General features: G+C 36.6%; 20 protein-coding genes. 13 read left to right on the plus strand and 7 right to left on the minus strand.

The window, feature by feature from the left end:
* Position 1: 1 nt before the first annotated feature.
* From ACODR7_RS00370 to guaA, 9 genes are all read left to right on the plus strand, one after another.
* Positions 2-520: a nuclear transport factor 2 family protein gene (locus ACODR7_RS00370; protein ID WP_488836345.1), complete on the plus strand. Its 519-nt coding sequence runs from the start codon at positions 2-4 to the stop codon at positions 518-520.
* Entirely contained in the window at positions 520-1,938 is a 1,419-nt protein-coding gene (locus ACODR7_RS00375; protein ID WP_488836347.1) for an MFS transporter, read from the plus strand. The genes ACODR7_RS00370 and ACODR7_RS00375 overlap by 1 nt, the downstream gene beginning before the upstream one ends.
* Before the next feature lie 739 nt (positions 1,939-2,677).
* The gene (locus tag ACODR7_RS00380) at positions 2,678-3,406 is read left to right on the plus strand and encodes a pirin family protein (RefSeq protein WP_034696330.1); all 729 of its coding nucleotides are present in this window, start codon (positions 2,678-2,680) and stop codon (positions 3,404-3,406) included.
* A 36-nt stretch (positions 3,407-3,442) separates the two neighbouring features.
* Positions 3,443-3,994, plus strand: coding sequence for an NADPH-dependent FMN reductase (locus ACODR7_RS00385; RefSeq protein ID WP_488836348.1), 552 nt, complete (start codon positions 3,443-3,445; stop codon positions 3,992-3,994).
* Positions 3,995-4,276: 282 nt separating this feature from the next.
* A complete protein-coding gene (gene purM / locus ACODR7_RS00390; protein WP_076594256.1) occupies positions 4,277-5,269 on the plus strand; it encodes a phosphoribosylformylglycinamidine cyclo-ligase in 993 nt (330 codons plus the stop codon).
* Positions 5,270-5,368: 99 nt separating this feature from the next.
* Positions 5,369-5,932 carry a phosphoribosylglycinamide formyltransferase gene (gene purN / locus ACODR7_RS00395; protein ID WP_264518354.1) on the plus strand — a complete coding sequence of 188 codons (564 nt, stop codon included), beginning with the start codon at positions 5,369-5,371 and terminating at the stop codon, positions 5,930-5,932.
* A 143-nt stretch (positions 5,933-6,075) separates the two neighbouring features.
* Positions 6,076-7,593, plus strand: coding sequence for a bifunctional phosphoribosylaminoimidazolecarboxamide formyltransferase/IMP cyclohydrolase (gene purH / locus ACODR7_RS00400; RefSeq protein ID WP_488836351.1), 1,518 nt, complete (start codon positions 6,076-6,078; stop codon positions 7,591-7,593).
* Between the two features lie 90 nt (positions 7,594-7,683).
* Positions 7,684-8,922, plus strand: a complete 1,239-nt coding sequence (gene purD, locus ACODR7_RS00405) for a phosphoribosylamine--glycine ligase (RefSeq protein ID WP_076594259.1) — start codon at positions 7,684-7,686, stop codon at positions 8,920-8,922.
* A 172-nt stretch (positions 8,923-9,094) separates the two neighbouring features.
* Positions 9,095-10,624, plus strand: coding sequence for a glutamine-hydrolyzing GMP synthase (guaA, locus tag ACODR7_RS00410; protein WP_488836353.1), 1,530 nt, complete (start codon positions 9,095-9,097; stop codon positions 10,622-10,624).
* A gap of 987 nt (positions 10,625-11,611) precedes the next feature.
* Here the strand turns inward: guaA and ACODR7_RS00415 are convergent.
* Positions 11,612-11,923 carry a hypothetical protein gene (locus ACODR7_RS00415; RefSeq protein WP_488836355.1) on the minus strand — a complete coding sequence of 104 codons (312 nt, stop codon included), beginning with the start codon at positions 11,921-11,923 and terminating at the stop codon, positions 11,612-11,614.
* Between the two features lie 165 nt (positions 11,924-12,088).
* Here ACODR7_RS00415 and ACODR7_RS00420 point away from each other — a divergent pair, with 165 nt between their 5' ends.
* Positions 12,089-13,591, plus strand: a complete 1,503-nt coding sequence (locus tag ACODR7_RS00420; protein ID WP_488836357.1) for a nitrilase-related carbon-nitrogen hydrolase — start codon at positions 12,089-12,091, stop codon at positions 13,589-13,591.
* Between the two features lie 57 nt (positions 13,592-13,648).
* On the opposite strand, the gene ACODR7_RS00425 is transcribed toward ACODR7_RS00420, so the two are convergent.
* Positions 13,649-13,813, minus strand: coding sequence for a hypothetical protein (locus tag ACODR7_RS00425; RefSeq protein WP_488836359.1), 165 nt, complete (start codon positions 13,811-13,813; stop codon positions 13,649-13,651).
* A 212-nt stretch (positions 13,814-14,025) separates the two neighbouring features.
* On the opposite strand from ACODR7_RS00425, the gene ACODR7_RS00430 reads away from it, so the two are divergent.
* From ACODR7_RS00430 to ACODR7_RS00440, 3 genes are all read left to right on the plus strand, one after another.
* The gene (locus ACODR7_RS00430) at positions 14,026-15,672 is read left to right on the plus strand and encodes an ABC1 kinase family protein (protein WP_488836361.1); all 1,647 of its coding nucleotides are present in this window, start codon (positions 14,026-14,028) and stop codon (positions 15,670-15,672) included.
* A gap of 88 nt (positions 15,673-15,760) precedes the next feature.
* On the plus strand, positions 15,761-16,270 hold the full coding sequence (locus ACODR7_RS00435) for a hypothetical protein (protein WP_488836362.1): 510 nt from the start codon (positions 15,761-15,763) through the stop codon (positions 16,268-16,270).
* A gap of 112 nt (positions 16,271-16,382) precedes the next feature.
* On the plus strand, positions 16,383-17,735 hold the full coding sequence (locus tag ACODR7_RS00440) for a DEAD/DEAH box helicase (protein ID WP_488836364.1): 1,353 nt from the start codon (positions 16,383-16,385) through the stop codon (positions 17,733-17,735).
* A 79-nt stretch (positions 17,736-17,814) separates the two neighbouring features.
* Here the strand turns inward: ACODR7_RS00440 and ACODR7_RS00445 are convergent, their stop codons facing one another.
* From ACODR7_RS00445 to ACODR7_RS00465, 5 genes are all read right to left on the minus strand, one after another.
* Positions 17,815-18,471: a GDSL-type esterase/lipase family protein gene (locus tag ACODR7_RS00445; protein WP_488836366.1), complete on the minus strand. Its 657-nt coding sequence runs from the start codon at positions 18,469-18,471 to the stop codon at positions 17,815-17,817.
* A gap of 65 nt (positions 18,472-18,536) precedes the next feature.
* Positions 18,537-18,998 (minus strand): lipocalin-like domain-containing protein, encoded by a 462-nt coding sequence (locus ACODR7_RS00450; protein ID WP_488836367.1) that lies wholly within the window; start codon positions 18,996-18,998, stop codon positions 18,537-18,539.
* Positions 18,999-19,283: 285 nt separating this feature from the next.
* Entirely contained in the window at positions 19,284-20,447 is a 1,164-nt protein-coding gene (locus tag ACODR7_RS00455) for an iron-containing alcohol dehydrogenase (protein WP_488836369.1), read from the minus strand.
* A 228-nt stretch (positions 20,448-20,675) separates the two neighbouring features.
* Complete coding sequence (locus tag ACODR7_RS00460) at positions 20,676-21,281, minus strand: hypothetical protein (protein WP_488836371.1); 606 nt, start codon at positions 21,279-21,281, stop codon at positions 20,676-20,678.
* Between the two features lie 37 nt (positions 21,282-21,318).
* Positions 21,319-21,723 (minus strand): hypothetical protein, encoded by a 405-nt coding sequence (locus tag ACODR7_RS00465; protein WP_488836373.1) that lies wholly within the window; start codon positions 21,721-21,723, stop codon positions 21,319-21,321.
* Between the last annotated feature and the right edge of the window lie 50 nt (positions 21,724-21,773).

Below are 21,773 nucleotides of genomic sequence, written 5' to 3' on the forward strand. Positions count from 1 at the left end.
TATGAAAAAACTAACGACTGCTTGTACATTAATCCTTTTTTTAATGGGTTTTTCTTTACTTACAGCACAATCGAAGACCGGATTTGAAAAAGAAAAATCGGAAATCACTACCATGCTTGATACCTTCAATGCTATGGCAGCAAAGGCCGATTACAATGCGTATTTTAATCTGTTTGCAGAGGAATCTACCTTCATTGGAACAGATGCTACCGAAATCTGGGATAAAAAAGCATTTATGGCATGGGCAAAACCTTATTTCGATAAAAAGAAAACCTGGAATTTTAAAGCCCTTAAAAGAAATATTTATTTCAGTAAAGACGGAAAACTGGCATGGTTTGATGAACTTTTGGATACCCAGATGAAAATTTGCAGAGGTTCCGGTGTTGTAGAAAAAATCAATGGAAGCTGGAAAGTAAAGCAGTATGTTCTTTCCATGACTGTTCCCAATGAAGTGGTAGATAAAGTGGTTCCAGAAAAAGCACCTATCGAAGATGCATTAATTCAAAAACTAAAATCATAATGGCAATAATGATGGGGAAATATGATACTGGAGCAGTAGGAAAAAGAAAAAAACCGAACTTATCCATGCTCCAGATTATTAATATGAGCATGGGATTCCTGGGAATTCAAATGGCATTCGGATTACAAAACGGAAATGCCAGCCGCATTCTGGGGAATTTAGGAGCAGATGTTCATGAATTATCCTGGTTCTGGCTGGTGGCTCCCATTACAGGTTTGATCGTTCAGCCTATTATCGGTCATATGGGGGATAATACATGGAGTCCGTTGGGTAGAAGAAAACCTTATTTCCTGATTGGAGCGGTCTTGTGTGCAATAGGGTTGGTTTTACTTCCTAATGCAGCTTCTGCTACTCAAATGTTTGCTGCCAATGCGCTTTTGTTAGCCGTAATATTCCTCGCCATGATGGATGCTTCGGTGAATATCGCCATGGAACCCTTCAGAGCTTTGGTGGGAGATATGCTTCCTAAACATCAGGGGACAATAGGGTTCTCGGTACAAACCATTCTGATTGGAATCGGGGCAGTACTGGGTTCATATTTGCCTGACTGGTTAACAAAACTGGGAATTTCCAACGAAGCACCAGCAGGATTTGTCGCCGATAATGTGATTTACTCCTTTTATATTGGAGCAGCATTGCTTATCATATCAATTCTATATACCATCATGACAACCAGAGAATATTCTCCACAGGAATTTGCTGATTTTGAAGATGGAAAAGAAGCAGAACAACAGGAATCTAAATTTTCAGATATATTTAAAGATTTTGCTGCGATTCCTGTACAAATGAAAAAGCTGGGAATTGTTCAGTTTTTTTCCTGGTTTGCCTTATTTACCATGTGGGTATTTACAACAAGCGCACTGGCCACCCATCATTTTGGTCTTTCCCCGGAAGATACCCATTCCAAGGCATTTAATGATGCCGGAGATCTTACCGGAAAGCTCTTCGGGATGTATAATCTCTGGGCAATTCCGTTTGCTTTTCTGTTGACACCTATTGCTAAACTGATCGGTAAAAAACAAACCCATGCTTTAGCCTTATTGTGTGGAGGTTTAGGATTGGTTTCCATGTATTTCATTAAAGATGTCAATAATTTATGGATTTCCATGATCGGATTAGGTTTTGCCTGGGCAAGTATTCTGGCAATGCCTTACGCCATGCTTATTGAAGTAATTCCACAAAGAAAAATGGGCGTTTATATGGGAATATTCAATTTCTTTATTGTTATTCCGCAAATTATCAATGGTTTATTCGGAGGTCCTGTCGTGAGCGGTATTTTCGGAAAACAGGCTATGGATTATGTTGTCGTAGGAGGTGTTTGCATGCTGATAGGAGCTGTAGTAACCATGATTTTTGTAAAATCTGAAGATGAAACTCCAAAAGAAATTGAAGAAGAAATCAAGCGGGTACACTTTTAAAAAATAAATAGTTGTATTGACCTATCTCTTTTAGTAATACTAGCTTCGACAGGCTCAGCCTGACACCGCTTAAAAATTCCGGTTGGTATTTGGAGTGTCACACTGAGCCTGTCGAAGTGCTATCAATAAATCAAGCAGGTACACTTTTAAAAAATAAATAGTTGTATTGACCTATTCGTTTTAGTCATAATAGCTTCGACAGTCTGTGCCTGACACCGCTTAAAAATTCCGGTTGGTATTTGGAGTGTCACCCTGAGCCTGTCGAAGGGTTATCACTAAGAAAACCTTCGTTATTCATTAATCTCGAGTATTAGGAATAAGTTAACTGGTTTAAACAGGTATCAATAGGAGCGGGCTTTAGCCCGCTTTTCTTTTAAACATTCATCAATTGGCTTTAGCCAAAACTTAAAATCTATCCTTCGTATACTTATTATTTTTTTGATCCAAGATTGCAATAATCTCCCACAGATTTTCACAGATAACACGGATGCTTGCACTTGTTTAATCATTGGAAGAAAAAATATCCGGCATAAAAATTTTATCGCAGATAAAATCTTTGCGCTTTAAAAACATACTGAAAATAAAAAAATCGCGTCTTTGCGTAATCCGACCTATAAAATCATCCTCACTTTCTGAGCTCTCTCAACCTTTTTAATTTCTCCAAATTTCCTTTCTTAACCTACATCAACTATTTAAACACCCATATGCCCTACATTTGTACCATAAATAATCACAGAAAATGAAAACAGTATATCATAAAGCAGATTCAAGAGGCCATGCCAACCATGGATGGTTAAATTCTTACCATACATTCAGTTTTGCCAACTATCAAAACAGAGACAGAACCAACTTCGGGGTTTTAAGAGTATTGAACGATGATACCGTTTCTCAGGGAATGGGCTTCGGAACACACCCGCACAGAGATATGGAAATTATTTCAATCCCTTTGGAAGGAGATCTGGAGCATAAAGATTCAATGGGAACCACCGCGGTGATCAGAAAAGGAGAAATTCAGGTGATGAGTGCCGGAACCGGTGTCATGCACAGCGAATACAATAAAAATAAAGATGAGGAAGTAAAATTCCTTCAGATCTGGGTTTTCCCGAAAGAACAGAATGTTGAACCACGATACGATCAGAAAAGTATCAAAGAAGGGGAAAAGATCAATGGATTTCAACAGATTTTATCTCCCAATAAAAATGATGACGGAGTTTGGATTCATCAGGATGCCTGGTTCAATTTGGCCAACTTTAAAAAGGGAAACGGTAAAAATTATATGCTCAACAAAAAAGGAAACGGAGTGTATGCATTTGTTTTAAAAGGAAGTGCAAAAATCGGAGACCGTGTTCTGAATGAAAGAGACGGGTTAGGAATCTGGGATACCCAGAGTTTTAATATCGAAGCAGTAGAAGACACTGAAGTATTATTGATGGAAGTCCCAATGGAGCTGCCGTCTTATCTTAAATAAAAAACTAAATTTGTAATCTTAAAATAAACCTCATATATGAAAATTTTAGCCATAGCAGGAAGTAATTCAGAAGTTTCAATGAACAAACAGTTGGTAGCCTATGCATCAACATTATTTGAAAATGCAGAAGTAGAAGTAGTGGATCTGAATCCTTTCGAAATGCCAATCTATAAACATGAAAGAGAATTGGCAGGAGGAGTTCCTCAGGAAGCTCATGACTTTGCCGCTAAAATCGACGGTGCTAATGTATTGTTGGTCGCTTTGGCAGAACACAATGGAACGTATTCTACAGCATTTAAAAATGTGTTCGATTGGGTATCGAGAATCAAAGACAGAACTGTCTGGAATGAAGTACCTATGCTATTGATGTCTACATCTCCAGGAGGTAGAGGTGGAGCAGGTGTTTTGGAAGCTGCGTCGAAGCGTTTTCCTTTCCACGGAGGAAATGTGGTGGAAACTTTTTCACTTCCTTTCTTTAACGATAACTTTGATAAAGTAGCTCAGAAAATTTCTAATGAAGAGAAAGACAGTGAGTTAAAAGAAAAAATTAAGAAGATTGCAGCCATTGAAACAATCCTTGAAAAATAGAATTTGAATATTCATTTAAAATTACTATTTTTGCAAAAAGAAAAGAGATGAAAATTCAGACCTCCTATAAACAATGTTTTTCTCATAAAGGGAAAGTTGTGGACTCTGAAATTCTGAGATAAAATAACGGCCGATAATCTGAAAAGATTGTCGGCTTTTTTGTTTTCTAAAATCGAGTATAAAAGTAATTGAAATATTAAAAGATAAGAAGACACAAGACATCAGATGCAAGACAATAAATCATCTGAAATCTGAATCTGAAATCTAAAAATCTAAGCAGACATGAGCAACACTTACAAATCAGCAGGAGTAGACAAAGAAGAAGGATACAAAACGGTTGACAAGATCAAAAAAGCGGTCGGTGAAACCCACAATTCCAATGTACTGAACCACTTGGGAAGTTTTGGTGCTTTCTATGAAATCGGAGGATACAAAAATCCGGTTCTTGTATCAGGAACAGATGGAGTAGGAACAAAGCTGAAAGTAGCTTTAGATACTAAAAAATATGATTCTATCGGGGTAGATTGTTTCGCAATGTGTGCCAACGATATTCTTTGCCACGGTGCTAAACCGTTATTCTTTTTAGATTATCTGGCTTGTGGAAAGCTTGATTCAGAAATAGCTGCAGAAATCGTTTTAGGAATGGTAGCTGCTTGTAAGGATAACAACTGTGCACTGATTGGTGGTGAAACTGCTGAAATGCCGGGAATGTATCAGCCCGGAGATTATGATGTTGCAGGATTCTGTGTAGGAATCGTAGAAAAAGACCAGATCATTGATGGGTCTAAGATCAAGGCAGGAAACAAAATTATTGCATTACCAAGCTCAGGATTCCACTCAAACGGATTCTCTTTAGTAAGAAAAGTATTCCCGGACTTTGAAGAAGAGTTTGAAGGAAAACCATTATACGAAACACTTTTAGTTCCTACAAGACTATACTACAAAGATATTCACAAAGTATTGGAAGAAGTAAAAGTAGAAGGAATTGCTCACATCACTGGAGGTGGTCTTTATGAAAATGTTCCAAGAATTATTCCAGAAGGACTTTGTGCTTCTATTGATGAATCAAAAATCAGAATTCCTAGTGTTATGCTTGAGCTTGAAAAAAGAGGTGGAGTAAAACGTGAAGAAATGCACGGAACATTCAATATGGGTGTAGGAATGGTAATCGTTGTAGATGCTGAACATGCTGAAAAAGTATTGCACCTTTTAGATGATGCTTACGAAATCGGAGTAATCACTGAAGGAGCAGAGAAAATCAATTTAAAGTTTTAGAAGCTTAATCCCGCTTTCCGCTATATCTTTTTTGCCAGTGCTTTTTTACAAAGCCATTTCAAAAAAAGGATGCCGCTGCAATCGGGGCTAATTAGAAATATGAAGAACATCGTTGTGCTCGTATCCGGTTCAGGAACCAATCTGCAGAGAATCATTGATACTATTGACGCTGGAGAAATCCAGAATGCAAAAGTATCTTTGGTAGTGGCTGACAGAGAATGTTTCGGATTGGAAAGAGCAAAGAATCACAATATAGAAAACATACTGATTCCAAGAGGAAAGAATTTCAGCAGTGAATTGGCTAAAGTAATCCCGGAAAATACAGATCTTATTGTATTGGCAGGATTTTTATCCATCTTAAAATCTGAATTCTGTGAAAACTGGAATGGTAAAATAATCAATATTCACCCGGCTTTGCTTCCGAAATTCGGAGGAAAAGGAATGTGGGGAATGAACGTTCATAATGCGGTAATAGAAGCTAAAGAAGTAGAGAGTGGGGCCACTGTACATTTTGTAACGCCGGGCATTGATGAAGGAGAAGCTATTCTTCAGAAATCTTTTGAAGTAACCGCTGACGATACTCCCGAAACATTGGCTCAGAAAGTTCACCAGATTGAATATGAAATATTTCCGATAGCGATCAATAAAGTCCTGGGAAATTAATTCCTTTCCTTGGGAAGGGTGTCGAAAATTAAAAATTTTTGACAGGAAAATAGAAAAATCTAAGTAAAATAAAAGTAAGTTCGGAGGTGAAAGACCCGGACACAGTTTGAAATAGCTGTAAAAAGTAAAAAATTGAAAGTAAAATGAGTAAAAAGAGAGTTTTAATCAGTGTTTCTGACAAAAGTGGATTAATAGAATTCGCGCAGTTTTTGGAAGCTCAGAATTATGAGTTGATCTCTACAGGAGGAACGTTCAAACATTTGAAAGACGCTGGTTTAAATCCTATTCAGATTGATGAGGTAACCAATTTCCCTGAAATGTTGGATGGAAGAGTGAAAACTCTACACCCGAAAGTTCATGGTGGACTGCTGGCTGTCCGTACCAACGAAGAGCACATGAAAACCGTTCAGGAACACGGAATTGGTCTGATAGACATGGTGATCGTAAACCTTTACCCTTTCTTTGAAAATGTAAACAAAGACATTTCTTTACATGAAAAAGTAGAGTTTATTGACATCGGTGGCCCTTCAATGCTTCGTTCTGCAGCAAAAAACTTTGATTCTGTAACAGTAATCACTGATGTGGAAGATTATGCAGCAGTGAAAATTGAAATGGAACAAAACGGAGATACATACATCGAAACCCGTAAAAAGCTGGCAGGAAAAGTGTTCAATCTTACCTCTGCATATGATGCTGCGATTTCAAGAATGCTTTTAGATGAAGAATATCCTGCTTATCTGAATGCTTCTTATAAAAAAGCAGCTGACCTGAGATACGGAGAAAACCCTCACCAGACAGCAGCTTACTACGTTTCTACTTTCGAGAACGGAGCGATGAAAGATTTCGAACAGCTTGGAGGTAAAGAACTTTCTTTCAACAATCTTCGTGATATGGACCTTTGCTGGAAAGTAGTCACAGAGTTCAAAGAAGAAATGGCTTGTTGCGCGGTAAAACACTCTACTCCTTGTGGAGTTGCGATCGGAACTTCAGCGCTGGAAACTTACCAGAAAACATTTGAATGTGATCCGGTTTCCATCTTTGGCGGAATTGTTGCAATGAACTATAAAATTGATGCAGCTACAGCTGAAGAATTAAACAAAACATTCCTTGAAATTGTAATGGCTCCTGAATTTGATGAAGAAGCCCTTGAAATTTTAAGAAAAAAGAAAAACCTGAGAATCATCAAAATCGTAAACCCTGTTTCAGACAAACAGACCTGGGTGAAAGTAGATGGTGGTATCTTGGTTCAGGATAATGATCTTCACTTCTCTGATGATATCAAAGTAGTGACAGAAGTACAGCCTACAGAAGAGCAGAAGAAAGCATTACTTTTCTCTCAGAGAGTAGTAAAATATGTAAAGTCTAACGCCATTGTCGTTTCCAACGGAATTCAGGCATTTGGTATCGGTGGCGGTCAGGTCAACAGAATCTGGGCAACTCAGCAGGCTATCGAAAGAGCAAAAGAAAAATTCTCAGGAGATTTGGTACTGGCTTCAGATGCGTTTTTCCCTTTCCGTGATGTGGTAGATTTCTGCGCTCAGGAAGGTATCAAGGCGATTATTCAGCCGGGTGGAAGTGTAAAAGATCAGGATAGTATAGAGGCTGCCAACGAGCACAATATTCCAATGATGTTTACAGGTGTCAGACACTTTTTCCACTAATTAAAATAGAATTAAAAAATAATTAGGGATTGTATTTTTAGCATTCAAAATTATATATTTGTAAAATAAGACTAGATAATAATATAAAGTATGAGAATATTAATCATAGGTGAAGGCGGTAGAGAATCTGCTTTAGCGGCAAAGCTTCAGAATGACTCAAGAATTTCTAAAATGTTTTTTGCCAACGGGAATGCTACTACCGATGTAATAGGGAAAAATGTTCATTTATCAGAAATCAAAGAACTTAGAGATTTCGCGATTAAAGAAAAAATTGATCTTACGATCGTAGGTCCTGAAGCTCCTCTTGTAGCGGGTATCAAGGATGAATTTAAAAAGCATGATCTTAAGGTTTTCGGGCCTAATCAAAAAGTAGCAAGCCTGGAAGGAAGTAAAGCTTTCTCTAAGAAATTTATGCAGACCTATGATATCAAAACAGCTAAGGCTGTCGTATTTGATTCATACAATGATGCTAAAGAGTATGTGCAGACACAGCAATATCCTTTGGTGATCAAGGCAAGTGGTTTAGCAGGCGGAAAAGGGGTGGTTATCTGTGACAACCTTGAAGAAGCTGAAGCTACAATCCACGATTTCATGATCAGAAGAATCTATGGTGATGCTGGTATTCGTTTAGTTATTGAAGAATATTTACAAGGTTTTGAAGCGTCTATCATTGCTTTCTCTAACGGGGAAAAATTATTCCCTTGTGTAGCGGCTAAAGATTACAAAAAAGCTGGAAACGGAGATACAGGACCTAATACAGGAGGTATGGGTTCAGTAGCACCAAGCCCGGAATTTACTCAGGAGCATTATGCAGATTTTGAGAAAAATATCTTAGAACCTACTGTTAAAGGTCTTAAAGCTGAAGGTTTCGGATTTAAAGGAATCATCTTCTTCGGATTGATGGTAACGAAAAACGGAGCTTACCTTCTTGAATACAACATGAGATTCGGGGATCCTGAAACTCAGGTTTTGATGGCATTAATGGAAAACAATCTTTTAGATGTAATCCAGGACTGTATGGAAGGGAAAGACATTGAGCTTAAATTTAAAGACGAAAAAGCAGTTTGTCTTGTAATGTGTTCAGGAGGTTATCCGAGAAACATCGAAATAGGTTTCGAAATTACAGGTGAAGATAAACTGAAACACAGTAAACTGTTATACGCAGGAGCAATCAGCAAAGGAGATAAGGTAGTTTCCAATGGAGGTAGAGTACTGAACATTGTGGCTACAGGAGCTACTTACGAAGATGCCCGCAAAAAAGTTTACGAAGACGCAGGTCACGTACATTTCGATTACGGCTTCTACAGAGAAGACATCGGAAAGTTTTAATAAAAATCACGAAAAAAGATTTGGATACATTCCAAGTCTTTTTTTGTAAAACAGTTAAATAAGCAATAAGCTTTAAGCTACAGGCAGTATGCTTATTGCAGTATAAAAAGCTTATAGCCTGAAGCCTATTGCTTAAAGCTTATAATTAATCATCATTTATCAATTATCAAAAATGAACAACGGTATTATTATTTTAGATTTCGGATCCCAGTACAACCAGCTTATCGGAAGAAGAATCCGTGAGATGGGTGTATACTCTGAAATCTTGCCTTACAATACACCATTACAAGATATTTTAGCTAAACAGCCAAAAGGAATCATCCTTTCCGGTGGACCAAGCTCTGTAAATGCAGAAAATGCCCACCTGGTTGAAAAAGAATTATACGAGCAGGGAGTTCCTGTGCTGGGAATCTGCTACGGAATGCAGATGACGGCTCACCTTTTAGGAGGGAAAGTGAACAAAGGAGAAAAAGGAGAGTATGGTAAAGCTAACCTTGAGATCGTTAAAGAAAGCTCTTTATTGAAAGGAGTAACTCAGAACTCAGTCGTTTGGATGAGCCACTTTGACGAAGTAGGAGAACTGCCTGCTGGTTTTGAATTAAATGCAAAATCAGGAGTAATTGCCTCTATCTCTAACGAAGAAAGTAAAATCTACTGTGTTCAGTTCCACCCGGAAGTATCTCATACAGAAGAAGGAGGGAAAATGCTTGAAAATTTCGTTTTCAGCATCTGTAACGCAGAGAAAAACTGGAAACTGACCAACTATATTGAGAAAACAGTTGAAGAAATCCGTGAGAAAGTAGGAGACAACAAAGTAATCCTTGGTCTTTCAGGAGGTGTGGACTCTTCTGTAGCCGCTGTTTTGATCCACAAAGCAATCGGTGATCAGTTAACTTGTATCTTCGTAGATACGGGATTATTGAGAAAGGATGAAGGGAAGAAAGTAATGGATCAGTATGGAGAGCATTTCCATATGAACATTAAAATGGTAGATGCCAAAGAAAGATTCCTAACAAAATTAGCCGGAGTAGACGATCCGGAAGCGAAGAGAAAAATCATTGGAAACGAATTCATCCATGTTTTTGACGAAGAATCTCACAAAATTGAAGGCGCTAAGTTCCTTGCCCAAGGTACTATTTATCCTGACGTTATTGAAAGCCAGTCTGTCAACGGACCATCTGCAGTAATCAAGTCTCACCACAATGTGGGAGGACTTCCTGAAGATATGGAATTCGAATTATTAGAGCCATTAAGAGAGCTTTTCAAGGATGAAGTAAGAAGAGTAGGAGAAGAATTGGGAATTCCTCACCATTTGGTATACAGACACCCTTTCCCAGGTCCTGGATTAGGAATCAGAGTATTGGGAGCGGTAGATGCTGAAAAAGTAAGAATCCTTCAGGAAGCTGATGATATCTTCATTGAAGAATTATACAAAAATGACCTTTACGAAAAAGTATCTCAGGCTTTCGTAGTCCTTCTTCCTGTAAAATCTGTAGGAGTAATGGGTGATGAAAGAACTTACGAATATACAGCTGTAGTTCGTTCTGCTAACACCATCGACTTTATGACAGCAACATGGAGCAGACTTCCTTACGAGTTCTTAGATACTGTTTCAAGCAGAATCATCAACGAAGTAAGAGGAATCAACAGAGTAGCGTACGATATTTCAAGCAAACCGCCTGCAACGATTGAGTGGGAATAATTTTTGACTTGAATTTAGATATAATCCTGCCCGTTTTGGGTGGGATTTTTTTGTTACCAATCCTGTCTTAAAATAACTCCTATGCTTAAAAAATAGATTAATGTTAAGAAGATCAGTCCATTTATAAGATACAAAAGTACTTTTTTGTTATGTTGATGAATGATGTAAAAATTTATAATCAAAATTAGCAGAATAACCGGAGTAAACTCAAGGAAAAAATCTGATTGGAAATACATTGATAATATCAAATAAATCAATGATATCATTAGATTAATTGTTGAAATTCTTTTCATGGATTACTGTTTAGTTATAATTTCCTTTACTTAGCAATTTCTTAAGGTCTAATTTTTCAATTCCAAAATAATAAACTCTATCATAAGACTAAACTTTGATTTGAGAATATAAATCTGTCTTTTTTCAAAAGGTATTTTCTATTAAAACTGCTTCAATGAAGAAATGATAAATAAAATATTTAAAGCAATTAATAAGCAATATACCAGCTTGAAGAGTATATGTTTATGGAAAATAACGTAATTTATTAACATTGTAATCATTAAGTAAAAGTAAATGAAACTTTTTGCTTCCTGAGGTTTTATTTCAGATGCTGAAAACAAGTTTAAATTATGTGAAATATTGGCTGATGAATCTGTGTAAAAGATTCTTAAAATAAAAATAATGGTGACGCTTATGAGTAAAGTTACTGCGTATGGTTTCATTAGCTAATAAAAATTTAATATAATCATTACTGTCCGACAAAAAGTATAAATACATTGAAAATATCAATATTTACAGCATGATTAACAGGCCGCTCCTCCGGAGCTTTATTTTTATGGGAACTTCTTTTTTTCTACTAACAGCAGATCCCGACGGGATCAAATCCAGCTCCACTGGGAGCTAAACTGTTAATAGGACATATTTGTTTTAAAATTATAGCTCCAGAGGAGCGGCCTGCTCATTATCTTTAATTTAATCGGACGAGAATGATTTTTAATTGACATTGTAAAAATAAAAATCTTCAGCAGAAAAAGCATTCAAATTTTCCATAAAGTCAAAATAAACATTGTAAATATCAGGATTTACAGATAGATATGGATTAGAGAGAGTATCAAAACTAATGTATTCTATATCATGAAATGAATGAAGAATATTTTTTATTTGTAAAGCATATTGACTTTCGATAAAAATCAGAGGATAATTCAAACAGATATATCCGATGGTTTTATTTTCCAGGCGCAGAACAGATATTTTTTCTACCTCCATTTCTATATCAATATTATAATGAGGTATAAGTGTCTCCATGACAGACCTGAAGTCAGAATGTTTCCAGTAATTATTTGAATAAACTGCTGTTTGTAAAGTTGCGGTGATATCCACTGTTAAATTTTGTGTAAAATAGTTGGGGAAGTACTTTGTATAAGAATGTAAGTAAAATATTTTCCCTAAATTTAAGTAAAATTACATCAAATGCAAATAGAAACAAGAAACCTGACGCTTCAGGATTATGATGAACTGGCGGAAACGATGAAAAGGGCCTACCCGCAAATGTCGGAATCCATTTGGTCCAAAAAAAGTATTGATAAGCTTACAAAAATGTTCCCTAATGGGCAGATATGTATTACTGTCGACGGAAAGTTGGCTGCTGTGGCACTTTCTATCATCGTCAATTATGAAGAATTCGGGGATGACCATACTTACAGTGATATTACGGGAAATTATACATTTAATACCCATACTTCCACGGGGAATGTTCTTTACGGAATTGAAGTTTTCGTAGATCCTGAGTTTCGGGAGTTACGCTTGGGAAGAAGGCTTTATGATGCCCGAAAAGAACTTTGTGAATTATTAAACCTTAAATCTATTGTCCTGGGTGGTAGAATCCCGAATTATCACAAATACAGCCACGAATTTTCTCCAAGAGAATATATCCGGAAAGTAAGAGATAAAGAGATTTATGATCCGGTATTGTCTTTCCAGCTTTCCAATAATTTTCTTCCAATAAGAATCCTGAAAAAATATCTTCCTGAAGATGAAGCATCCAGAGAAAATGCAGTTCTTTTACAATGGAACAACATTTATTACAGCAGAAAACCCAATACCATGCAGGACAGCATTATCCGTCTGGGACTCGTGCAATGGCAGATGAGACACTTTAAAGATATTGAAGCCTTTTATGAACAGGTGGAGTTTTTTGTGAATGTAATGGGAGATTATAAATCCGATTTTGTCCTGTTTCCTGAACTTTTCAATACACCTTTATTAGCTCCTTTCAACAACCTTTCTGAGAGAGACAGTATGATAGAGCTGGCAAAACTAACTGAAGAAATCAAAAAGAAAATTTCAGAACTGGCCATCAGCTATAACGTGAATATTATTTCCGGAAGTATGCCTGTTTTTGATAATAATGATTTGTATAATGTCAGCTATCTTTTGCACCGTGACGGGCGTATAGACGAATATCGGAAAATTCACATTACTCCGAATGAAAAGAGATATTATGGAATGAAAGGAGGAAATGAAATTAAAGTATTTGATACCGACTGCGGAAAAATAGGTCTCGTGATCTGCTACGACGTAGAATTTCCGGAATTACCAAGGATTTTAGCCGATCAGGGAATGAAAGTCCTGTTTGTTCCTTATCTGACAGACACTCAGAATGCTTATATGAGAGTACGCCACTGTGCCGCAGCAAGAGCCATTGAAAATGAATGCTACGTAGCCATTGCCGGTTGTGTAGGAAACCTTCCGAAGGTCAATAATATGGACATTCAGTTCGGACAGGCTGCCGTATTTACCCCTTCCGATTTTGCTTTCCCATCCAATGCCGTGAAAGGAGAAGCGACTCCCAATACAGAAATGACATTGATTGTGGATGTAGATCTGAATCTCCTGAAAGATCTTCATCACAACGGTTCTGTTCAGGTGATGAAAGACCGCAGAAAAGATCTTTATGAAACTTATCTTAAATAACAAAACAGAATGCGAAAGCATTCTGTTTTTATTTTACCTAAAATTTCTTTGAGCAGCTTACATATACTCAGGACATACTACAGCAGGGCAGATCAGTCCAGGACATTTTGGTCTTCCGTCTGTAGGGCAGCATTGGTTCGAGCAGTTTCCGATAATGATTCCGCTTCCTGCAATTCCTTTTAATTGCTCTCTTGAAAGTTTGTTGTTGCGTAAATTTTTCATGTTCTAATACTTTTGATTTGTTTTAATTTTGTACGCTGTAAATATATTAATTTTTATAATATATGATGTGTTTTTATTGATATTGGTGTATTTTATTCTTTAAAATATTGATTATATGTTATTATTTTTAATTTATTCGTCGGTGTTGTAGTCATAATTCTTTTCATAAAGGAACAATTTTTGGAGTAAATTGCACCTACTATTGATACACTATGTTTGACAAGCCTCAAAGAAAACTGAAAAGATCCGCAAGACTAATTTCTGTATTAAGTAAATATGGATTTAAAGATCTTCTGGCCAGAATGAATGGAAATAAACAGGAAGAAGCTTCCGGTAATTCAGATGAAATCATTTCAAAAGGAACCGTTTACGAAAGAATAAGACTGGCTCTTGAAGAGCTGGGACCTACTTTTGTAAAATTGGGTCAGACATTCAGTAACAGAGAAGACTTATTACCGCCGGAATTGATTCAGGAGCTGCAGAGACTTCAGGACAAAGTGGAAACAGTAGATATGGATGTAGAGGAAGCACTGGAAAATGAATTTAATATTTCCGTGAAAGATTATTTCCGTGAAATTCAGAAAAAGCCTTTGGCTACAGCTTCCATTGCGCAGGTTTACAAGGCTGTTCTGCTGGATGGCAGTCCTGTGATTTTAAAATTGAGAAAGCCTAATGTACAGTCAGTCATTGAAGATGATTTACTTTTGATTAAAGATATTGAAAAGCTGATATCTGCCTACTCGGAAATAGGAGAAAAGCTGAATCTGAAACAGGCTATTTCTACCTTTGAAAGGTCTTTACTGGAAGAAGTTTCCCTGATCAATGAAAAGAATAATATCCAGCAGTTCCGTGTGAATTTTAAGAACAATAAAGAAACTTATGTTCCTAAAGTCTACGAAGAGTTTTCCAATAACAATATTCTCTGTATGGAGTTTATTGATGGGATCAAAGTAACCGATACATCTGCCCTGGTGGAAAATGATATCGATCCTGTAAAGGTTTCAGAAACAGGGTTAAGACTTTTTGTATCACAGATTTTAGACTATGGATTTTTCCATGCCGATCCTCATGCCGGAAATATTTTAGTGAGAAAAGACGGTAAAATTGTTTTCATTGATTTTGGAGCCGTTGGGAAAATTCAGCCTAATGATAAAGAAATTCTTGAAAATCTTATCGTAAGCTTTGTCGCCAAAAACTCTCATAAAATAGTCCGTTCTCTCAAAAAAATGGCCATAAGCTATGAAATACCGGATGAAAGGCGTTTTGAAAATGATGTGGAAGAAATTCTGAATTTTGTTCACAGCTCATCATTACAAGATATTAATGTACAGGTAATTATCAACAAGATGAAGGATATTCTAAAAGACAACAGGCTTTATATGCCGGATTATTTCTATCTTTTATTCAAAGGAATCAGCCTGATAGAAGGGGTGGGAAGGAGCATTAATCCCGATCTTGATATTGTTAAAAGTCTTCATCCTTACACCAAAAAGATTTTTACCAAGAAAATAAGCCCTAAAAATCTTTTAAAAACAGGGATGGACCGTATGATGAATTTCACTGATAATGTAGATGAAATCCCCAAAGAACTTCGTTCCGTTCTTCAAAAACTGGATGATAATAAATTCACCGTTTCCAGCGAAATCAAAAATATAGAGAAGACCAATCAGCTGATCAAATCCAGTGTCATTAATCTGATTCTGGCCATGGTTTTAGGAGCGAATATCATTGCCACGGCTATCGTTTTTTCATCAGAATCCGGACCAAGAATCGGAGAACTGTCGGTAGTAGCAGTTTTAGGCTTTATCTTTTCAATCCTTTTGATCGTAATCATCCTGCTGAGGGTAACCAGAAAATAAGCGTAATTTAAAAACCAATTATCCACCCAAAAATCCCGTCTCTTACTCAACGCTCTGTTAAACCTGCAACCCGTAATCTCAGCCAACAATGAAAACACTTATTATAACATCCATCACCTTATTCAGCTCACTTTGTATGGCTCAACAAGGAAATGAAGAAAAACTTCAGGGAGATTTTGATGGAAACGGAACAAAAGAATACGCTTACACAAAAGTCAGCGACTGTGGCGAGGAATGTGAAGGAAAGTGTGAAACAACGATTTATTTCAGTGATAAAAACATAAAGTCTATAACAATCATACCCGCAAACCAGGGAAGTCTGTATAATCTGGGAGATCTTAATGGCGATGGGAAAGAAGAGATCGGCTTTTATCCGAATTGGTGTACCAGCTGCTGGCATCCGTTTTATGTGTATACTTTGGATAAAACGGACTGGAAGCCATTAGTGCCTCCTATCTCAACCCATTGTAATCAGTGGGAAGAAGATCAATTTCCCATCAGAAAAGATCCGAAAAAGAAAGGGTATGTTATCGTTACTTCCAGCAAATGGATAGATGATGATATTAAAATCAAAAGCAATAGTGTAAAGGTGAATTGAAATAGCTGGATGATCCTGTACGGTACACCATTTTGATCAGAAATTCTGATAATCTTCCAGCTTCAAAAACTCCTGCTTCCATACTACAAAATTAAATACCTATCTTTGCAAAATGGAAAAACTCACTTTTGCGGATTTTGACCTTCCGGTTAAAATTCTCGATGTTTTAGCGGATCTGGAATTATTTGAACCTACTCCAATTCAGGAGAAGAGCTTAAAGCCTATACTTTCGGGAAGAGATGTAATGGGAATTGCGCAGACAGGAACCGGGAAAACATTAGCTTATCTTTTACCCGTTCTGAAAACCTGGAAATACAGCAAGACAGGAAACCCAACTGTTTTGGTGCTTGTTCCTACAAGAGAACTGGTGGTGCAGGTAACGGAAATCCTTGAAAAACTGACAGAAAATATCACTGCAAGAGTAATCGGAATATACGGAGGGAAAAATATCAATACTCAAAAACTATTGTTCAACGATGGCTGCGATATTCTGGTAGGAACACCGGGACGAGTAATGGATCTTTCTATAGACAACGCTATTTCTCTGAAAGAAGTTCAAAAGCTGATTATTGATGAGTTTGATGAGATGCTTAACCTGGGGTTCAGACCACAGCTTACTCACATTTTTGAGATGATGAAAGAGAAGAGGCAGAATATCCTTTTCTCTGCAACCATGACGGAAGCGGTAGATGAAATGCTGGATGTGTATTTTGCCAGTCCAATTGAAATTTCGTTGGCTAAATCCGGAACGCCACTTGAGAAAATAGAGCAGATTGGTTACAAAGTTGAAAACTTTAATACTAAAATCAATTTACTTGAACATTTACTGAAGACTAATACTGATATGTCCAAAGTATTGATTTTTAATAATAATAAGAGACATGCCGATTTGCTCTTTACTAAAATTGATGAGCTTTTCCCTGAACAGTTTGATGTGATTCACTCGAATAAATCACAAAACTACAGACTAAAAGCAATGAAAAGGTTTGAAAATGAAGAGATCAGAGGTTTGATTACGACGGATGTAATGGCAAGAGGTCTTGATATTTCAAATATTACCCATGTAATCAATTTTGAAACGCCCGATATTCCGGAACAATATATCCACAGAATCGGTAGAACGGGTAGAGCAGATAAAGAAGGAACAGCTTTGGTTTTTGTAACGAAAAAAGAAGAACCTTTACTTCTGGATATCGAGCTGTTGATGGATAAGGCATTGAAATTTAATGAATTCCCTGAGGAAGTTAAGATCAATCCTAAAAAGATCGCCGCTGAAGAAGAGCAGATCGTTATGAAAAATCCTGCACAGGTAAAACTGAATGATGGCGGTGGAGCATTCCATGAGAAAAAGGCTAAAAATACCAAAGAAAACTGGGGTGGACCTTCCAAAAGAAAAGCACCTAAGAAGTTTGGAGCCAACAGAGCTCAGCAGAAGGCAATTTCGAAATCGAAAAGAAAGAAATAAAATAAAAACGATTCCTGATACGGGAATCGTTTTTTATTTTAAAGCAAGTTTTCCTCATCCTGAAAATCCAGCTCATTTTTTATTTAAGATAAGGAGTGATCACCTTAGTCCAGATTTTATATCCTTCCGGCTTAAAATGAAGCATATCTTCCACAAAGATATCTTTTCTCACCTTTCCATTAGCATCTTCCATTGCTTTCGTTACATCAATGAATTCTGCGTTAGGTTCTTTTTTCATGAACGCAGCAATCTTTTTGTTGGCAACTTTCATCTGCGGCCAGATCGTTTCTCTGCTTGGCGAGTATTTAATAGAGATATAATCTACCTCAATATCAGGAAATCTTTCACGTATTTTTCTGTAAAAACTTTTGAACCGGTTAACGACTACTTTTGCTTTTAGCTGATGGTTGTCTGCAAAATCATTTTCGCCACAGTAAATAATGATCTGTTTGGGCTGATAAGGAGCTAAAAGGTCATTCGCGAAATCATTAAGATCCGTAAGTCTTGATCCTCCAAACCCTCTGTTGATAATGGTTTTACCAGGAAAATAATCTGCTACATCCTTCCATTTTGTGAATGATGAGCTTCCCAGAAAAAGGATAGCATCCTTTTGAGGCGGGTTTTGCTGGTCAAGCTTTTTAAACTCCTGGATGTCTTGCCAGAACATGGGTTTTTTCTCCTGAGAAAAGGCAATAGCAAAGTACAGCAATAGAAATGCTGATAGAATCTTCTTCATTATATTCAGTTTTAAATTTAACTATAAAAGTAATAAAAAACTCCCGCTAATCGGGAGTTTATGATTTATCTTTCGTAGGTAATATAAGGAATGTCGGGAATTTTATCTCCGTCCATATCAAATAGTCCTGATTGCTGAGCCATTTTTAAATTTTTGCCTGTCAATACATCTATTCTGTAATTTACCGTACCCTCATCACCAAGTTTAATTCCAATAACTTTTGAGTCAGCATCATAAGTGTATCTTCCCTCACTTTTCTGATCCATTTGACAGTCTGCACCTGTTCCTGTATACGCTGTATAGCTCACATAATAATCTGTTCTGAAGAAAAGAGTATTTTTGGTTGCACATCCGGTGTTTGGATACGTTTGAAGCACTGTTTTATTATCTTTTCCGGAAATAATTTCTCTTTTAACTTCCTTCCAATCTCCCTTCATGATTTCCATATCATAAGCTTCGAGATTGTCATCTTTACAAGAAGTAAGCGCCAGGGCAGAAAAGGCAAATAAAAGTAGCTGTTTTTTCATTTTCACAAATTTAAGAATATGCTAAAATATAAATAAATTTGAAATATTTATAATGAAATAGTGAATTTTTAAACGAATGTTTGTAAATTAAATAATTTTGAGAATGAAATCAGTATTTTCAAGCAGATAAATTACTTTAAAAAATAAAAAATTGATTTAAATACAAAAGATATTGTCCCTCAATCTAACATCAAAAGAAGCGGACAAAAGCCCACTTCCTATACAATTAAAAGCCACTCCGGCTTCAGTCAGAATGTAAAATACTAAACCTTAAACTTTAAATTCCTAGTAGCTCATTTCTACAATCTTATACGCGTCCTGCGGAGTCAGTTTTTTATATTCTCCAAGGCCAAGCCAGTTTCTATCCGTAAAAGCTTTTTCAACTTTTTCAGCAGTTCCTTTAAAGTCCTCTGTATATTCGGAAAGTCTGGTTTTGATGTGAAGACTGTGGAAGAATTCTTCCAGTTTTTTGATTCCCAGTTCAGCTTTTTCTTCTACACTTCCTTCTTTGATTCCCCAAACTCTCTCAGCATACTGAGCCAGTTTTCCTTTTTTATCTTCGAAATTGTAACGGTAATGAGAAGGTGCAATAATTGCCAGGGTTCTTGCATGATCAATACCGAAATATGCTGTCAGCTCGTGTCCCATTGCATGTACTGCCCAGTCTGTAATGACTCCTTTCTGGATCAGTCCGTTCAAAGCCATTGTACAGCACCACATAAAGTTTCCGGCAGCATCGTAGTTGAAATCATCAGCCAATACTTTAGGAGCGGTTTCCTGTAGACTGATCAGAATGCTTTCTGCAATTCTTTCCTGAAGGTCAGCAGAAGAAGGAGCCGTCATATATTGCTCCAAAACGTGAGTATAGGCATCTGTGATTCCGTTCACGATTTGATTTTTCGGAATAGATCTGATGACTTCCGGATCCAGTACAGAAAACTGCGGGAAAAGTCCAGGTCCTCCTGAAGATAATTTCTCATTGGTTTCTCTTCTGGAAATAACGTAACCTGAATTCATTTCCGAACCTGTTGCAGGCAATGTTAAAATACTTCCGAAAGGCATTCCCTGTCCTTCAAATGTTCTTACCGACTTTCTCAGAATTTCCCATGGTTCGCCATCATAATTGGCTGCTGCAGAAAGAAATTTTGTACCGTCAATTACAGATCCGCCCCCTACAGCAAGAAGGTAAGTAATATTTTTTTCTTTGATAAAGCTTAGGGCATTGATCAGAATTTCATATTCAGGGTTGGCAGGAACTCCACCAAATTCATATAAATCATGGTCTTTCAACGCCTCTTTTACCTGATCGTAAACACCATTGTTTTTGATGCTTCCACCACCGTAAATCATTAATATTCTTGCGTCTTTGGGAATTTCTTTGGATATTTTAGCGATTTCGCCTTTTCCAAAAAGTATTTTTGTAGGGTTTTTAAATTCGAAATTAAGCATTGTTCTAAATTTATTTTAAGTCAAATTTACGGAATGAAAAAAGAAAAGTGAGTTAATGAAATTTTAAAATTGCTATCATTCAGTTTTATGAAAGCTATTGAGGCAAGCAGCCCTTTTGTTTTTAGATGATAACTTTTCAAATCCAAAATAGAAGAGTTCTAAGAATAAAGTATCTTCCCTTAATTACCTTTATCAGCCTAAAAAGCTTACTATTTTCCAACAAAGTAGTTACAGAGAAGTACAGTTTTCATCTTTCGTATATACTCCATTACTTTTCGCTTCCAGCTTTCCGGTTTTTCTGTTGATTGTAATTAAAAAAGACTCTTTCACAGCCGGACAGCCCTTAGACTGCATAAGATACATAGAAACATGACGGTTGTCTATTTTATAAGCTCCGGTAAAACGGTTGCTTGTATCTACCGAATAACCATACGTTTTGGCCAGTAAAATCGCTTCAGGAAGATTATCAACAGTTCCTATAAAATCTCTCAATTGCTGTTCATTGGAAAAATAAACAGATCTTTCGTTTTTACAAGCCAGAATGTATGAAAAACAATTGTTCCCGATGCATTTCTGGAAAAAACCTCTTTCAGGAACAGGTTCATTGATCGTCATAAAATCAGGAGCCTGGCTTTCATAGATAACTGCTTTTTCATAATCCATATCATTGCTGAGAACGCGCCAGTAAGCATACTCTTTATCAGGAACTATGAAAGGATAGAGGTATTCTGCAGTATCAAGAATATCAGGAATTTTTTTATAATCATCAGGAACTTTAATCTGACTATAAAGCAGATTAGAGAGAATCAGGGAAAATGCGATGATTACTTTCATAGAGAATGTGTTGACTGTACAAATTTAAGAAAGAGAATTATTCCAATACAATTTTATAATATCCTTTTTCAGCAGTTACATCAATACCTATGCCTGTAAACGTTAATTTATTGATTTGATAGCCATCACAACCTCCATTAAATTCTGATGACTGAATTGAAAAATCCATGTCTTTAATATTAGAAAAGAATTTATACTTTTTTGTTCCATTATAAGCCCCTACGTTTTCTAAAAGGACTCTATTATCGGATGTTTTGGATAATTGCACACTGGCATTATTTTCATCCTGAATAGAATAAGTTGTTAATGTTCCATTGGTGATAAGATTTTCATTATTGGAATTGACGAACTCAAAAATGATGGGCAATGGTGCATTGTAACAATCTTTTTCACAAGAGATGAACAGAAGTGTTGCTAAGAGGAATATTAATATTTTTTTCATGGTATTTCTAATTTAAATAAATTTCCTAAGCGTAAGCATTCTTACAAATG

Source organism: Chryseobacterium sp. FG46 (assembly GCF_057809135.1).

Excerpts from the sequence above, each read along its gene's own strand:
- ACODR7_RS00370 (WP_488836345.1), top strand. The coding sequence starts at position 2 with ATGAAAAAACTAACGACTGCTTGTACATTAATCCTTTTTTTAATGGGT.
- ACODR7_RS00375 (WP_488836347.1), top strand. The coding sequence starts at position 520 with ATGGCAATAATGATGGGGAAATATGATACTGGAGCAGTAGGAAAAAGA.
- ACODR7_RS00380 (WP_034696330.1), top strand. The coding sequence starts at position 2,678 with ATGAAAACAGTATATCATAAAGCAGATTCAAGAGGCCATGCCAACCAT.
- ACODR7_RS00385 (WP_488836348.1), top strand. The coding sequence starts at position 3,443 with ATGAAAATTTTAGCCATAGCAGGAAGTAATTCAGAAGTTTCAATGAAC.
- purM (WP_076594256.1), top strand. The coding sequence starts at position 4,277 with ATGAGCAACACTTACAAATCAGCAGGAGTAGACAAAGAAGAAGGATAC.
- purN (WP_264518354.1), top strand. The coding sequence starts at position 5,369 with ATGAAGAACATCGTTGTGCTCGTATCCGGTTCAGGAACCAATCTGCAG.
- purH (WP_488836351.1), top strand. The coding sequence starts at position 6,076 with ATGAGTAAAAAGAGAGTTTTAATCAGTGTTTCTGACAAAAGTGGATTA.
- purD (WP_076594259.1), top strand. The coding sequence starts at position 7,684 with ATGAGAATATTAATCATAGGTGAAGGCGGTAGAGAATCTGCTTTAGCG.
- guaA (WP_488836353.1), top strand. The coding sequence starts at position 9,095 with ATGAACAACGGTATTATTATTTTAGATTTCGGATCCCAGTACAACCAG.
- ACODR7_RS00415 (WP_488836355.1), bottom strand. The coding sequence starts at position 11,923 with ATGGAGACACTTATACCTCATTATAATATTGATATAGAAATGGAGGTA.
- ACODR7_RS00420 (WP_488836357.1), top strand. The coding sequence starts at position 12,089 with ATGCAAATAGAAACAAGAAACCTGACGCTTCAGGATTATGATGAACTG.
- ACODR7_RS00425 (WP_488836359.1), bottom strand. The coding sequence starts at position 13,813 with ATGAAAAATTTACGCAACAACAAACTTTCAAGAGAGCAATTAAAAGGA.
- ACODR7_RS00430 (WP_488836361.1), top strand. The coding sequence starts at position 14,026 with ATGTTTGACAAGCCTCAAAGAAAACTGAAAAGATCCGCAAGACTAATT.
- ACODR7_RS00435 (WP_488836362.1), top strand. The coding sequence starts at position 15,761 with ATGAAAACACTTATTATAACATCCATCACCTTATTCAGCTCACTTTGT.
- ACODR7_RS00440 (WP_488836364.1), top strand. The coding sequence starts at position 16,383 with ATGGAAAAACTCACTTTTGCGGATTTTGACCTTCCGGTTAAAATTCTC.
- ACODR7_RS00445 (WP_488836366.1), bottom strand. The coding sequence starts at position 18,471 with ATGAAGAAGATTCTATCAGCATTTCTATTGCTGTACTTTGCTATTGCC.
- ACODR7_RS00450 (WP_488836367.1), bottom strand. The coding sequence starts at position 18,998 with ATGAAAAAACAGCTACTTTTATTTGCCTTTTCTGCCCTGGCGCTTACT.
- ACODR7_RS00455 (WP_488836369.1), bottom strand. The coding sequence starts at position 20,447 with ATGCTTAATTTCGAATTTAAAAACCCTACAAAAATACTTTTTGGAAAA.
- ACODR7_RS00460 (WP_488836371.1), bottom strand. The coding sequence starts at position 21,281 with ATGAAAGTAATCATCGCATTTTCCCTGATTCTCTCTAATCTGCTTTAT.
- ACODR7_RS00465 (WP_488836373.1), bottom strand. The coding sequence starts at position 21,723 with ATGAAAAAAATATTAATATTCCTCTTAGCAACACTTCTGTTCATCTCT.